At 69.5% G+C, this 13,546-nt stretch carries 15 protein-coding genes; 8 read left to right on the top strand and 7 right to left on the bottom strand.

What is annotated here, in order from left to right; genetic code table 11:
* The first annotated feature begins 178 nt into the window (after nt 1-178).
* The gene (locus IE226_RS04715) at nt 179-523 is read left to right on the top strand and encodes a hypothetical protein (protein WP_190079714.1); all 345 of its coding nucleotides are present in this window, start codon (nt 179-181) and stop codon (nt 521-523) included.
* A 57-nt stretch (nt 524-580) separates the two neighbouring features.
* On the opposite strand, the gene IE226_RS04710 is transcribed toward IE226_RS04715, so the two are convergent.
* Complete coding sequence (locus tag IE226_RS04710) at nt 581-1,039, bottom strand: MarR family winged helix-turn-helix transcriptional regulator (RefSeq protein ID WP_190079713.1); 459 nt, start codon at nt 1,037-1,039, stop codon at nt 581-583.
* A gap of 171 nt (nt 1,040-1,210) precedes the next feature.
* Between IE226_RS04710 and IE226_RS04705 the strand changes: the two genes are divergently transcribed.
* The 3 genes from IE226_RS04705 (at nt 1,211) to IE226_RS04695 (ending at nt 4,277) form a co-directional block, all read left to right on the top strand.
* The gene (locus IE226_RS04705; RefSeq protein ID WP_190079712.1) at nt 1,211-2,668 is read left to right on the top strand and encodes an MFS transporter; all 1,458 of its coding nucleotides are present in this window, start codon (nt 1,211-1,213) and stop codon (nt 2,666-2,668) included.
* A gap of 103 nt (nt 2,669-2,771) precedes the next feature.
* Nucleotides 2,772-3,041: a DUF1905 domain-containing protein gene (locus IE226_RS04700; protein ID WP_190080072.1), complete on the top strand. Its 270-nt coding sequence runs from the start codon at nt 2,772-2,774 to the stop codon at nt 3,039-3,041.
* 198 nt (nt 3,042-3,239) lie between these two features.
* Nucleotides 3,240-4,277 carry an NAD(P)/FAD-dependent oxidoreductase gene (locus IE226_RS04695; RefSeq protein WP_190079711.1) on the top strand — a complete coding sequence of 346 codons (1,038 nt, stop codon included), beginning with the start codon at nt 3,240-3,242 and terminating at the stop codon, nt 4,275-4,277.
* Nucleotides 4,278-4,335: 58 nt separating this feature from the next.
* Here the strand turns inward: IE226_RS04695 and IE226_RS04690 are convergent, their stop codons facing one another.
* Nucleotides 4,336-5,088, bottom strand: a complete 753-nt coding sequence (locus IE226_RS04690) for a TetR/AcrR family transcriptional regulator (RefSeq protein ID WP_506417416.1) — start codon at nt 5,086-5,088, stop codon at nt 4,336-4,338.
* Here IE226_RS04690 and IE226_RS04685 point away from each other — a divergent pair.
* Nucleotides 5,080-6,246, top strand: a complete 1,167-nt coding sequence (locus IE226_RS04685) for an FAD-dependent oxidoreductase (RefSeq protein WP_190079709.1) — start codon at nt 5,080-5,082, stop codon at nt 6,244-6,246. The genes IE226_RS04690 and IE226_RS04685 overlap by 9 nt on opposite strands.
* 197 nt (nt 6,247-6,443) lie before the next feature.
* Here the strand turns inward: IE226_RS04685 and IE226_RS04680 are convergent, their stop codons facing one another.
* On the bottom strand, nt 6,444-6,815 hold the full coding sequence (locus IE226_RS04680; RefSeq protein WP_190079708.1) for a hypothetical protein: 372 nt from the start codon (nt 6,813-6,815) through the stop codon (nt 6,444-6,446).
* A gap of 332 nt (nt 6,816-7,147) precedes the next feature.
* Here IE226_RS04680 and IE226_RS04675 point away from each other — a divergent pair, with 332 nt between their 5' ends.
* Entirely contained in the window at nt 7,148-7,318 is a 171-nt protein-coding gene (locus tag IE226_RS04675; protein WP_055701566.1) for a hypothetical protein, read from the top strand.
* A 298-nt stretch (nt 7,319-7,616) separates the two neighbouring features.
* Here IE226_RS04675 and IE226_RS04670 read toward each other — a convergent pair whose 3' ends face one another.
* Nucleotides 7,617-8,018, bottom strand: a complete 402-nt coding sequence (locus IE226_RS04670; RefSeq protein ID WP_190079707.1) for an STAS domain-containing protein — start codon at nt 8,016-8,018, stop codon at nt 7,617-7,619.
* Between the two features lie 179 nt (nt 8,019-8,197).
* On the opposite strand from IE226_RS04670, the gene IE226_RS04665 reads away from it, so the two are divergent.
* Nucleotides 8,198-8,596 carry an ATP-binding protein gene (locus tag IE226_RS04665; RefSeq protein WP_190079706.1) on the top strand — a complete coding sequence of 133 codons (399 nt, stop codon included), beginning with the start codon at nt 8,198-8,200 and terminating at the stop codon, nt 8,594-8,596.
* Between the two features lie 316 nt (nt 8,597-8,912).
* On the opposite strand, the gene IE226_RS04660 is transcribed toward IE226_RS04665, so the two are convergent.
* The gene (locus tag IE226_RS04660; protein ID WP_190079705.1) at nt 8,913-9,746 is read right to left on the bottom strand and encodes a PIG-L family deacetylase; all 834 of its coding nucleotides are present in this window, start codon (nt 9,744-9,746) and stop codon (nt 8,913-8,915) included.
* Nucleotides 9,747-10,075: 329 nt separating this feature from the next.
* On the opposite strand from IE226_RS04660, the gene IE226_RS04655 reads away from it, so the two are divergent.
* Entirely contained in the window at nt 10,076-11,596 is a 1,521-nt protein-coding gene (locus tag IE226_RS04655) for an alkaline phosphatase family protein (RefSeq protein WP_229870492.1), read from the top strand.
* A 74-nt stretch (nt 11,597-11,670) separates the two neighbouring features.
* Here the strand turns inward: IE226_RS04655 and nadE are convergent, their stop codons facing one another.
* Nucleotides 11,671-12,501 (bottom strand): NAD(+) synthase, encoded by an 831-nt coding sequence (gene nadE, locus IE226_RS04650; RefSeq protein WP_190079703.1) that lies wholly within the window; start codon nt 12,499-12,501, stop codon nt 11,671-11,673.
* 76 nt (nt 12,502-12,577) lie between these two features.
* On the bottom strand, nt 12,578-13,447 hold the full coding sequence (locus IE226_RS04645) for an alpha/beta fold hydrolase (RefSeq protein WP_190079702.1): 870 nt from the start codon (nt 13,445-13,447) through the stop codon (nt 12,578-12,580).
* Nucleotides 13,448-13,546: the final 99 nt, after the last annotated feature.

Here is a 13,546-nt window from a genome sequence, read left to right as displayed (position 1 = left end):
CCACAGTCCGCAGTCCGAAACCCGAAGCCCGAAGCCCGAAGCCTGGCGTCTCCACCCGGGGCAGGCCCGTCCGGGTGACGGCCGGAGCGGACCGGCCATGCGATGTGCTCTCGCGCCCGCCGTATCGGACAGGCTCGGTGAGCCCGTCGTCCCCTCCCGTGTATCCCGGAGCCGCATCGTGGATCAGGCCACCACCGGACCCGCCACTCCAGAGAACGCCTTCCTCGCCGTTTGTGCCCACACCCATCTGTTTCCCGGCGCCCGTTGCCGCATCCGGGGCCTGCCCGATCCCGACGCCTTCGCGGCGGCCCCGCGGCCGGTCGAACTGGCCCTGCGCTTTGCCGACGACGTACTCACCGAGGCAGAACTGCGAACCGAGGGCCCGACGGGAACCGTGCTGAGAGTCGCGCCCTACACCACCGGCGCCGGCACCACCATCGACGAGCGCTCCTGGCTGGTCCGGGAACTCGACCCGTCCGACGGGGAGGTTGTGCTGGTGCTCGGCGGGTCCGCTTCGACGTGAGCGAAGTGCTGACGGGCTATGACGGCCCAGTTGCGGTCCGGGCCCATGCCTACGTGCCTACCCGTCGGACCGGGGCCATGGCCGGCCGCTGAGCCGTTCGATGCTGGTGTTGAACCGCTGGAGGTAGTGGGCGAAGATCTCCACCTCCTTGGCCGGCCAGTCTTCGAAGACCTTGTCGAGCCCGCCGACATGCGCCTCGCGCTCGGCATCAAGGCGCCGCTTGCCCTCGCTGGTCAGCCGGAACTTGCGCGCCATGCCGCCCTCGGGGTCAGGGATCCGGTCGAGGAGCCCGGCCTTGACCGCGCCCGCCGTCTGCCGGTTGAGGGTGGAGGCGTCGAGCTGGAACGCATCGCTGAGCTGTCCGATCGACATCGGCCCCTGTGCCCGGATCCGGCTCAGGATGATGTACGTGCTGCGCTCCAGGCGGTCTTCCTGCCTGCGGCGGTTGTCGCTGCCGAACTGGTGGCGCCCGAGAATCATGTGCTCGAACTCGACCAGGTGCGATGGCTTGTCCATGCGTGTGTCCTCCCGTCTCGGCGGTACTGCGGGGGGTGTTGCGGCTGTCGCACCCTTGGCGGTAGGACTCCCACCTCTCCGCGCATGTGCATCATGCACGCAATGTGCATGATACTGGTTGTGTGTATGCTGCACATCGTTGCATACGTTGAAGAGATAGAGGAGCCCGTCATGGACGCCCCCGAGTCGAGCAGCCGGGCGGGCGCCGTCGTCGCCACCCTTGCGCTCGCCGGCACCGTCGCCGCGATCATGCAGACCTTGGTGACACCGCTGATCGCCGAACTTCCCCAGATGCTGGACACGTCGCCGTCGAACGCGGCGTGGGTGGTGACAGTCACCCTGCTGGTCGCGGGCGTGTGCGTACCGGTCTCCGGCCGCCTCGGCGACTTGGTGGGCAAGCGCCGCATGATGCTCATCTGCGCCGTGCCGCTGATCGTCGGCTCGGTGGTGTGCGCGCTCTCCTCGTCCCTCGTGCCGATGATCATCGGTCGCGGCCTGCAAGGCATGGGGATGGGCATGGTGCCCCTCGGCATCGCCCTGCTGCGGGACGTCGTGCCCGCCGAAAAGCTCAGCGGCTCCATCGCGCTGGTCAGTGCGTCCATGGGCATCGGAGGAGCCATCGGCCTGCCGATAGCCGCAGCCGTCGCGCAGTACGCGAACTGGCGGGTGCTCTTCTGGGGCTCGGCCGTACTCGCCCTGATCGTGGGCCTGATGATCTTCATCATCGTGCCGGACGCTCCGGCGGCGGCCAAGGGGCAGCGCTTCGACGCACCCGGCGCGGTCGGCCTCGCCATCGGTCTCGTCTCGCTGCTGCTCGCCATGTCCAAGGGCGCCGACTGGGGCTGGGCCTCGGGCACCACACTGGGACTGTTCGCCGTCGCCGTCGTGGCACTGCTCGCCTGGGGCTTCTACGAGCTGCGCACCCGCGACCCGCTGGTCGACCTGCGGACCACCGCGCGCCCGCGCGTCCTGCTCACCAACGTCGCCTCCATCCTCATCGGTGTCGGCATGTACTCCTTCATGCTGATCGCGCCGCAGCTCCTGCAGTTCCCCGAGACCACCGGCTACGGCCTGGGCCAGTCGATGCTGGCGGCCGGACTGTGGATCGCCCCCGGCGGCATCATGATGATGCTCATCTCACCGCTCGGCGGAAAGCTGATCAACGCGCGCGGTCCGAAGGTCGCCCTCATCTGCGGCGCCGTCGTCATCGCTGTCGGATACGGGGTCGCGCTGCCTCTCATGGGCACGGCCTGGGGCATCATGGTCGCCGGCATCGTGATCAATAGCGGTGTCGCCCTCGCCTACGGAGCCATGCCTGCCCTGATCATGGGCTCCGTACCGCTCTCCGAGACGGCTGCCGCCAACGGCTTCAACGCCTTGATGCGTTCCCTGGGCACCACGATCGGCTCCGCCGTGATCGGCGTCGTCCTGGCCCAGATGACCACCACGATGGGCGACTTCACCTTCGCCTCCGAGGACGGATTCCGTACCGGCCTGATGATCGGCTGTGGTGTCGCGCTGGTGTCCGCCGCCGTCGCGGCGCTCATCCCCGCGGTGCGCGCCACCGACGGCGACGCGCCCGCCGACGAGCGGCCCGCCGGGGTCGGCGAGGCGCCGGCTCGCACCTGACCCCACACGCGCGGCGCTGGGCCGATGGGGCGGGCGATGAGTTTCCTCGCCCGCCGGTGTCTTATGGGTGACAGCGAGACTCTCTGAACGGGCGGTACCCATGATGGACAAGCAGTTCACCGCGATCCTGCAGAAGAGCCCGAACAAGGGTGGCTGGACCTACGTCGTGTGGCCCGAATCGGCCGAGTTCTTCGGCACCCGCGGCCTGGTGAAGGTCCGGGGCACGATCGACAGTCATCCCTTCCGGAGTTCGTTCATGGCTCTCGGAGACGGCACCCACAAGCTGCCGGTGAAGGCGGAAGTGCGCAAGGCGATCGGTAAGGAGGAAGGGGACACCGTGACCGTCCGTCTGACGGAGCGGGTGGACGACTGACACCCGGAGTGTTTGTCCTGCCGGGACGGCGCACTCGGTCTCGTCCGGTGCCGGCCCCGTACAACGGTGGCCAGGGCCGCCTCGCCGACGCACTCCGGGTGACCCAAAACCCGTTGCGCTCTCCGGCAGGCGGCCCGACTGTGTTCCTGCGGTTGCAGCTACAGCCGGAGCGGCCGTCGAGCTGTCGGAGAGGACCTCATGTCAGCTGTTGTCGTGGTCGGTGCGGGAATCGTGGGTGCCTCGGTTGCCTACCACCTGACGAGGCGAGGCGTCCCTGTCACCCTGCTCGAGCAGGGGCCTGCGCCGGCCACCGGAGTTACCGCGGACTCCTTCGCCTGGGTCAGCGGCGCACGAGGAGAGTGGCCCGGCGGAGCGCTGGACCTGCGCGAGTACGTCCTGGCAGACCACCGGCGGCTGGAAGCCGAACTGCCCCAAGTCACCGTACGCCACACCGGGTCGCTGACCTGGGGAGGCGAACCCGCTGAGACATCACGGCCGGGGCCGGGCCAATTCCGTGTCGGGCGAAGCGACATCACCGCCCTGGAGCCCCGCCTCCGGCACCCGCCCGAGCAGGCCATCCACGTTCCCGGTGACATCGGCGTCGATGCGACGGCGCTGACCCGGGCACTCGTCGCAGCGGCCGCCGCCCACGGAGCAACCGTGCTTTACGACACCGCCGTCACCGGTTTGCAGATGTCCGGTGAGCGCGTCGGGGGAGTGCTGACCTCGACCGGCCCTCACCCTGCCGCAACGGTCGTGCTCACTGCCGGAACCAGCGTCCCCGCGCTGTGTGAGCCGCTGCCGGTCGAGTTGCCCATCACCGCGTCCCCGGCCTGCCTGGCGCGGATCACAGCACCGCCCGGCCTGGTCAGAACCATCGTGGCCCGCCCCGATTTCGAGGTCCGGGAAGCCCGCGACGGCGAACTGCTGATGGTGCCACGCGTCGCGGACCAAGCGGCGCCCCTCGATCAGGCCGTGCAAGAGGCACTCCGCCGGATGCGGGCGGCGTTTCGCGGGAGCGAGCAGTGCCGACTCCTTGGATATCGCGCCGCGCGACGCCCCATGCCCGCACATGGCCCCCTCATCGGCTACGCCACGCGCGCTCGCTCTGCCTATGTAGCGGTCATGCACTCCGCGATCGGCCTGGCGCCAACCGTCGGACGGCTCGTCGCGGACGAGCTCGCGACGGGCGAGCTGACGCCCGAGTTGCGGCGTTGCCGCCCACGCGTCACCTGACATGTCCTTCCGGCGGAGCCGCTGATCAAGCCGTGCAGCAACTTCGGCCTCTCCGGCGTCAGGCCTGCGGTCGGGTGAGCTTGCCGGCCACGGCGTCGAGGACCCAGTCCAGGCCCGTCGCGAAGGATGTCTCGGCGTCCATGTCCGTGCCGTCGTGCACGGCCTTGGCCAGTGTCGGAAAGCGGCCTGTGGCCAGCATTTTCGTCATGTGCGGGCCGCGGGCGCGCTGCCAGTCGTGTTTGGAGAGGCCGGTGGCCCGCTCGGCCCGCAGATTCGCGATCTCGCGTCTGATCGCGCCGGTGAAGTAGGCGCTGACTGTCTCCACGGCACGCATGGCGGTGTCGATGTCGGCGAGGCCGTCGAGGGGGGCCAGCGTGGCCTCGGCCACGGCGAGGCCGTTGGGACCCATGGCCGGGCGGCCGCCGAGCAGATCGGCCAGCCACTCATGACGTAGAGCGGCCTGCCTGGTGAGGTGGGCGAGGCTGCGCAGGGCCTCCCGCCAGTCGCCGGGCTGCTCCTCGGGGAGGATCTCGGCCTGCACCTCGTCCACCATGAGGTCGAACAGCTCCTCCTTGGTGGAGATGTAGCCGTACAGCCGCATCGGGCCGGCGTCCAGACGGGCGGCGACCTTGCGCACTGACACCGCCGCAAGCCCGCCCTCGTCGGCCAGGGCAATGGCGGCGGCCACGATCCGCTCCCGATCGAGCGGCACGGGGCGAGTCGGCGGCTCAGGCCGGTCCCACACAGTCATGGTCACACCGTACTGTTGCGCTGCGTCGTCTCGGCGATACAGTGTATCGCTATGAGACATCGTATCGCCGTGGTCGGCGCCGGCCCGGCCGGCCTTGCTTTTGCCCGCGTCCTGCACCGGCACGGGTGCCCGGTCACGGTCCTGGAGCGTGATGCCGGCCGCGATGCCCGTCCTGCGGGCGGCACGCTGGATCTGCATACGGGGCTGGGGCAGTTGGCGTTGGAGAAGGCGGGGGTGCTGGAGGAGTTCCGGGCGCTGTCGCGTCCCGAGGGGCAGGCGATGCGCATCCTGGATACGGACGGATCCGTACTGCGCGACTGGCGGCCACGGGCAGGGGAGCGCGCCAACCCTGAAATCGACCGTGGACACCTCCGTGACCTGCTGCTGGGGCCTGTGGACGTGCAGTGGGGCCGGGCCGTGACGCAGATCGTGCCGCAGGGCGCGGACGGTGTGCTCGTCCGCACCGCCGACGGGCGGCAGGAGACATTCGACCTTGTGGTCGGCGCAGACGGCGCCTGGTCCAGGGTCCGCCCGGCACTCTCGTCCGTGACGCCGCACTACACCGGCGTCACCCTGGTCGAAACCTCACTGGACGACGTCGACACCCGCCACCCCGACCTCGCCCGGCTGGTCGGGGACGGTTCCGTGGCCGTGTACGGGGTGAATCGCGCGGTCGTCGCCCAGCGCAACAGCGGCGGCCACGTCAAGGTCTACGCCCAGTACCGCACGGAGCAGGACCGGCGCCCGCACCCCGACCCGCGGACAGCTTCGAACGAGCACGCGGCACCGGACCCGGCCGCTGCCGAGGCTGATGCCGAGGCCGTACGGGCAGGCCTGCTGGCCCTTTTCGAGGGCTGGGCCGCTCCCGTCCTCGACCTCCTGCGCCGCGGCACGTCTTTCGTCCACCGCCCCCTGTACGTCCTTCCCGTGTCCCACACCTGGGCCCATGTGCGCGGGGTGACGCTCCTTGGCGACGCGGCCCATCTGATGCCTCCGCTGGGGGCGGGCGCGAACCTGGCGATGCTGGAGGGCGCCGAACTCGCGGAGGCCATCGCCGCAGGCCCCTCGGATCTGGATGCGGCCGTCCGTACCTTCGAGGAGCGGATGTGGGCGCGTGCCGGCCGGTGGGCGAGCATCACGACGACCGGTCTGGAACGTCTCGTGAGCCCTGACCCCGCCCAAGCCCTCGCCCTCTTCGACGAGGTCCAGCCTTCCTGACCGCGGGCCACTTCGTCCGTGCAGGGCTGTCGACGGACAGCGGGTCTGCTGGGCTCATCGAGTGGTGTCTGACCGTCAGGTTCACGGTGAGCAACCCGGCATGCGTCGGCATGCGCATGCAGGCGTCGGGGCGGAGAGGAGGGGTGATCCCTCTCTCCGCCCCGACGCCCGCAGTGGTTGGGTCTGTGCGGCAGAAGTCAGATGCGGCCATGGGTCAGCCGGGTCAGCGGTCCTCCCTGGACCTTGGCCGTGCGGCGTCCGGCGGTGAAGGCGACACCGGCGACGCTGACCACGCCTGCGGCGGCCCCCGCGGCTATGGCCTTGCGGTTCTTCACCAGAGTCCAGCCGGCGACCGCCGTGGAGGCTACCTTGCCGGTCGCCGATGCCACCGTCTTGCCGCCGCTTGCGATGCCCGCGGTTGCCGCCTGCTTCGCACGCTGGGTCGCGACATTGAACGAGTGCGCACCGGATCCGGCCGCGTCGGCGGCCTCGGCGGCGGAATCCTTCGCCTTGTCGGCGGCCTCGGCCGATTCCTGCTTCGCCTTCTGTGCAGCGGTGTTGGTGTTCACCTTGCGTGCTCCTGTCTTCGCGGCGGACCGCCCCTTGGCGGCTGTCTGCTTGGTGGTGCTCCGGGTGCTCCCGGCGCTACCGGCGCTGCTTGCAGAGGGTCTTCTCTCTTGAGCCATGCGGACCGTGTTGCCGTTCAACGTCCGGTGAAACGCCCGGTGTTCGATTCTTCACCGGCCGCGGCAGGGGCCCGGCGGGGGCCGAGCTGCATGAACGGAGTGGAAGAGGGCATTCCAGCGGACGGACGAATGCCCCCTGCGTCTCGAAAGAAACGCGCTTTTTGTGTGTTTGTAGGTGTGGGTTAAGAGCAGATGGTGGCCAGGAGGTAATAACAATGGTTCCCCTGCTCGTAGTTCTTCTTCTGGCTCTGCTTCTCTTCGGCGCGGGCTTCGCCCTCAAGGCGCTGTGGTGGATCGCGGTCGTCGTTCTGGTGGTGTGGCTGCTCGGCTTCGTGATCCGGCCCGCTGCCAGCGGAGGTCGCAAGGGACGCTGGTACCGATGGTGATGAACATCTGAACGCCCCCAGGGCGGTGCGCGGCCGCTGAATGCGGCAGCAGACAGGGGTGGGCCCGGCCTGGACGGCCGGGCCCACCCCTGTTCGTGTGTGAGACAGACTGCCGCACGATTCCGGCGTATCGGACGCTGGGCCGGACGTGCGTGGTTCATCAGCCCCCGAGGCTCACGGCGCGGGGTACCCGCGCCTCCCACACCCGCTGGGGCCGGTTCGCGTTCCAGAACAAAGCTGTAGCCCGCACTCAGGCTGTGACCGGTCCACTGCTCCGACTCCGAGGAGTTCGGCCCGCTCAGTGACCGGCTTCGTCAGGCGCGGAGGTCTTGGCGGAGTCGAGTGCCTGCACGCGCCGCACACCATCGCTGTGGGTGTCGGTCAGCTCCAGGACGGTGGTGACACCGGTGACCTCGAAGAGGCGGGCTATGCCGGGATGGTAGGGGCCGGCGAGGACGAAGGGGCGCTGTGCGTCCTGGTGCTCGGCGTGTGCGCGCAGGATCACGTTGAGCTGGGTGCTGTCGGCGAAGGTGAGGTCGGCCAGATCGAGTAGCGTCCCTGCGGTGCCGGCGTCCGTGAGTGCACGGGACAGCGCGAGCGTCGCCTCGGTGGTGTCTTCGAGGTCGAGCTCGTTGCGGAAGAAAACGACGGTCACCCGGTCATGCCGGGTGACATCGATGCTCTGTCTGTCGGGAACCATTCCGTGAGCCTCCCACATGTACCCACCCGGATGACCAGGGGATCCACCGGGAGATCTACCGATCGGGATGAGCGGTGGAACGGGCCGGGTGTGAGGTTGACCGCTCCGGGCAGGCGGAGAGATACCGACGGACACGAGAGCGGTGACTGGGCATGTACGGGGAGAGGACCAACGCTGCGATGGGCGTGATCGAGGCAGTGAAAACAGTGGAAGCAAAGGACATCAGCTGTGCGGATGCGCGATCCGCGGTCCGTGAAGTCCTGGTGGAGGTGTGCTGCGGTCTGCCAGTGCCCCGGGCGCAGCGCTTGCGTGATGACGCGCTGCTCGTGGTCAGTGAGCTGACGGCCAACGCCCTCCTGCACGCGGGCGGCTTGACCCGTTTCAGTGTTCACCTGAACGGCGACGAGCTCATGCTGCGGGTGAGCGACGGCAGTACCGATGTGCCACGGCGCCAGCCCGCCGTGCGCGGCAGGCCGAGCGGCCATGGCTGGATGGTCATCGAGCGCTTGTGCTCGCGCCTTGACGTCGAGGTGGAGTCGACCGGCAAGACGATCACGGCGGCCCTGGCGCTCACGTAAGCCGGCAGAGGTCTGCACGCGGAGACACGAGGTTCCACGAGGAATCGGGCACATCTAGGAACCTGCGGCCGAGCAGGCGCCCGTCCCGTCCCCGAGCGGTGACGCCGGAGCGGACCGGATCAAGCGCGCCGAGGCCGCGCCCGCCCGGGGGAAGGCAGGCGCGGGCAGGACGCCGCCGGAACGCACGGCATCCCTTGGGGACGCGGGACGCGCGGCGTCGGTGCCGTACCCGAACCGCAGGCGGCCCCCCGATCGCGCCGTGCGGCGGACGAGGAGCCCCGGGGAGCCGGACGGGCGGAGGGGGTCGGACGGCGGCTCAGCGCAGTCCGGCGAAGAGATCGTTCTCGGGTAGTGCCGCGCCTGTGGTGTCCCGGACACGCACGAAGGTCTCCACGCCCATCAGCTCGCCGAACCTCTCCTTGCCCATCTTGAGGAAGAAGATGTTCTCGCCCTGACTTGCGTGCGCGGCCAGTGAGTCGAATTTCTGGCCGCTGAACGCGGTGGTGTCCACCCACGTGGTGATCTCATCGTCGGGCAGGCCGATCTCGGCCATCGCGGCGGCCTCGGCGGGGTCCGGTTCCGGCATGTCCGGATGGAATTCGCGCATGAGCTCACCGAACCGCTGCATCCCCGAGCGGGGCATCGTCGTCCAGTACACCTTGGGGGTCAGCTCGGTCATTTCCAGCGCCGCCATCGTGATGCGGTGGGCCTGGATGTGGTCGGGGTGGCCGTAGAAACCGTTCTCGTCGTACGTGACGACCACATCGGGGCGATAGTGCTCCATGAGCTGCGCGAGCCGGGCGGCGCCTTCCTCCACGGGGGTCTGCCAGAAGGAGCCGGGGGCCTCGTTGCTCGGCCAGCCGATCATCCCGGAGTCGGCGTAGTCCAGCGTCTCCAGATCGCTGATCTTCAGGACGTCACAGCTCTCCTGGAGTTCCTGGCGACGCATCAGGGCGACGGCTGCCGCATCGTGCCCGGGCTCGCCCGGTTTGACGCCTCCCGGCCCGTCACCGCAGCCGCCGTCGGTACACGTCACGAGAACCGTGCGGATTCCTTCCGCCGCGTACTGAGCGAGGACTCCTCCGGTGCTGGTGGCTTCGTCGTCGGGGTGAGCGTGCACGGCCATGAGCGTCAGGGGTCGGTCGGGCATGAAGGTGTCCTCCTGCAGATATACGTCTTGGTTCGACAAAAGCGTTGGTCCGAGCGCACGGCATCCCTGCCACGACTCGGTCGATGTAACCGCGTCGGCCCGACCGTCTGTTCCCGGCGCGCACCGAGATCGCCGACGGCGTAGTGGAAACCGGCCGTTCACGGCGGGGTTCACCACTTGATCCAAGTGTTCACACGGGGAGTCCTGGTGCCCGCTCGACCGCATACACCAGGATAGCGAAACGGTAACGGGTCTAGCCCCAACGCCTCTGCTCTGCCGGGGCGTTGGGCGTGCATCCGCCGTCCCGCTCTCCCCGTATGGAGGATCACGTGTCGTCGCACGGCATATTCCGTCAGGGCGTATCCCGCCGCTCGCTCCTCGTATCTGCCGCGGCCCTCGCCGCCGCCGGCTCGCTCGCCGGCGCCGCGTCGGCCTCCGCCGGAGGGCGGGCCAAGACGCCCAAGGTTCTGGTGATCGGCCTGGACGGCGCCCTGCTCAACAGAATCAAGGACGCCGACGCGCCCGCGCTCAAGGGCCTGATGGACGCGGGCCTGACCGCGCCGAGCAGCATCTACGCACAACCGCTCGCACCGACGTCGTCGGGCCCCGGCTGGTCGACGCTGATCACGGGCGTGTGGCCGGACAAGCACAGGGTCGTGAACAACGAATTCACCGGACACAACCTCGCCGCGTACCCGGACTTCCTGACCCGGATCGAGGCGGCGAAGCCGTCCTTGCGTACCTATGCCGTGGCGTCCTGGAACCCGATCACCGACATCATCTTCTCCGCGAAGGTGGACGCGCGGGTGTCCACGCCGTCTGCCGAGTACGACGCCGGCACCACCGCCCGCGCCGTCGCCGAGATCAAGAACGGCAACCCCGACGCGGTCTTCGTCCAGCTCGACGACATCGACCACGCCGGTCATGACAGCGGCGCCGCCAGCCAGGCCTATCTAGAGGCGATCCACGGCGCCGACACCCGGGTCGCCCAGATCGTCGACGCGGTCAAGTCCCGCGCCACGTACGGCGCAGAGGACTGGCTCATCATGGTCACGGCCGATCACGGGCACACCGACCCGGGCGGCCACGGCGGCTCCAGCTGGCCCGAACGGCAGACCTTCATGATCGCCACGGGCGGCACGGTCACGCCGGGTTCGGTCCGCCACGACGTCCGCATGCCCGACATCGCCGCGAGCGCGCTCGCCCACCTGGGGATAGCGATCGACCCGGCCTGGGGCCTGGACGGACGCCCGGTGCAGCAGCCTGCCCCGGACGCCTTCGACGCCCTGCGGGCACAGCTGGCGGGGCCCGTCGACGAGACCGCCGTCGGCGCCGGGACCATCGGCTTCACGCACACACCGCCGAGCGGCTGGAGCGTCGACAACTCCCGGATGGGCGCGGGCGGCATCACCGAGTGGCGCGGCTGGTCCTTCACCACGGACGAGTTCTGGACGAAGACCGAGCGCGACCAGCGGCGTGAACTCAACATCCGCGCACGCAACGTCTTCGCGGTCGCGGACGGCGACGAATGGACCGACAAGACCTTCTCGGGGACCTTCGACTCGACGCTGGTCAGCCCCTCGTACGACGTGCGGGGCGGTGCCCTGACCACGCTCACCTACACGACGTACTACCGTCAGCAGGCCCCGCAGCGGGGTGAGGTGCTCGTCTCGTACGACGGAGGGGCCCCGGTCACGGTGAAGACCTACACCGCGGACACCCCCTCCGTGGTGGAGAACATCGCCCTCCAGGTTCCGGCAGGCGCCCGGAAGGCTCAGGTCCGATTCCGCTACACCGGCGGGAACAACTGGTATTGGGTGATCGACGGCGTCAAGATCACCGCGCCCTGAACAGCCTGAACAGAGGGACGGGCGCCGGGACACGATCGTCCCGGCGCCGTTCAGCCGCTCAGCCGCTCAGCCGTTCAGGGGGCCAGGGGCAGTCGGCGCTTGTGGTCGGTCAGGCGGTAGCGGCTGGTGATCGCCTCGAAGGCCTGCTCGTCCACCGGCTTGCCTTCCAGGAAGTCGTCGATGGTGTCGTAGGTGAGACCGAGGGCGTCCTCGTCGGTCTTGCCCGGAGAGAGCGTCTCCAGGTCGGCCGTCGGAGCTTTCCACACCAGCTCGGCGGGCGCGCCCAGCGCGTCGCCGACGGCGCGCACCCGCCGCTTGGTCAGGCCGGTGAGCGGGACCAGGTCGGCGGCGCCGTCGCCGAACTTGGTGAAGAAGCCGGTGACCGCCTCGGCGGCATGGTCCGTGCCGACGACCAGACCGTCACGGGCACCGGCCACCGCGTACTGGGCGATCATGCGCTGGCGGGCCTTGATGTTGCCGTTGACGAAGTCCTGGTGGGCCTCGTCGCGGAAGCTCACCCCGGCGTCCAGCGTGGCCCTGAGCGCGGCGTCGCTTGCGGGCTTGATGTCCACCGTCAGGACCTGGTCGGCCTGGATGAAGGAGAGGGCGAGCTGGGCGTCGTGCTCGTCGGCCTGCGTCCCGTAGGGCAGCCGCATCGCGTAGAAGCGTGCCTCGTGCCCGGCCGCCCGGGCCCGCTCGACGGCCAGCTGGCAGAGCCGGCCGGCGACGGTGGAGTCGACGCCGCCGCTGATGCCGAGCACCAGGGAGCGCAGGCCGGTCGAGGTCAGCCGCTCGGCAAGGAAAGCCGTCCGGCGTTCGATCTCCTCCTCGGCCTCGAAGGTCGGGGCGACCTGCAGGTCCCGGGCGATCTCTTGTTGCAGGGCGTTGGACGCCGGCTCGCTCACGTCTGCTCCTTGGTTCCGGTTCACGATGTTGCTGTGCGGAACCCTAGCTTCAAGCGCGGCCGCCGGCGCGGTCGGCTTACGAGGCTCCGTCGAAGACCTCCCGCAGGCGATGCGCGAACTCGTCAGGCTTCCCCGGATACCCGAACTCTCCGTCGAGGAAACCGCCGTGATGGCTCGGGAAGACGGTCACCTGCTGCCCCAGCAGCTCGGCGGTCGCCACGGAGGTGCGTCCGGTCTGCACGTCCTTGGACTCCTCGCCCACGGCAATCACCACGCGGGTCGGCGCGGCGGCGATCGCCGCGGCATCGGGCCGATAGCTGCTGACGGCCCATGACCGGTCGGACAGCAGCGGATCGTCGCGCGAGCCGTCGTCCTCGGTGGGCATCCCGAACGCGGCGGGATCGGCCGGGGGCTGCGCGAAGTACGCGTCGGTGAACTCTCCCTCCCACGAGGTCATGGCCACGAACGCGGCCATCCCGGCGCCCCACCCGCGCTGCTCGTACGCATCCCGGACACCGGCCCGCGCCCGCACGGCCGCCGGGCCGTCCGGTGTGAGGGTGATCAGCGGCGGCTCGTGCGCGACCAGGGTGGTGATGTCGGCCGGATACGCGGCCACGACCGCGAGCGCGGTGATGGCTCCACCGCTGCTCGCGAACATCTCGACCGGCCCGGCTCCCAGCGCTTCGATGACGGCGTGCACGTCGTCGGCCTGCGTGTGCGGCGTGTGGTCGACCTGGCCGTCCTTACGAGTACTGCGACCCAGGCCACGCGGGTCATAGGTGATCACGGTCCGCTCGGGAAAGCGCGCGGCGAGCGAAACGAAACCAGTGGCGTCCATGGGCTGCCCGATCATGAACAACGGCGGGCGCCCGTCGGATGCCGGAAGCGGCCCGCGTACGTCGTAGACGAGGTCCGCGCCGGCTGTCGTGAGTGTGTGCGTCTCCATACCCCTACAGACGGGCCCCGCCCCGAAAACTCATCGGCGGCGCCGTCGTGAATTGCGTGAATCGACGGTACGGGCGGGCAGGTGCAGGTGCCGCATCCG

This window comes from Streptomyces longisporoflavus, assembly GCF_014649775.1.
In the GTDB taxonomy this organism is placed as follows: domain Bacteria; phylum Actinomycetota; class Actinomycetes; order Streptomycetales; family Streptomycetaceae; genus Streptomyces; species Streptomyces longisporoflavus.
The sequence above is the reverse complement of the archived record's forward strand: the minus strand, read 5'-3'. Positions and strand labels throughout refer to the sequence as shown.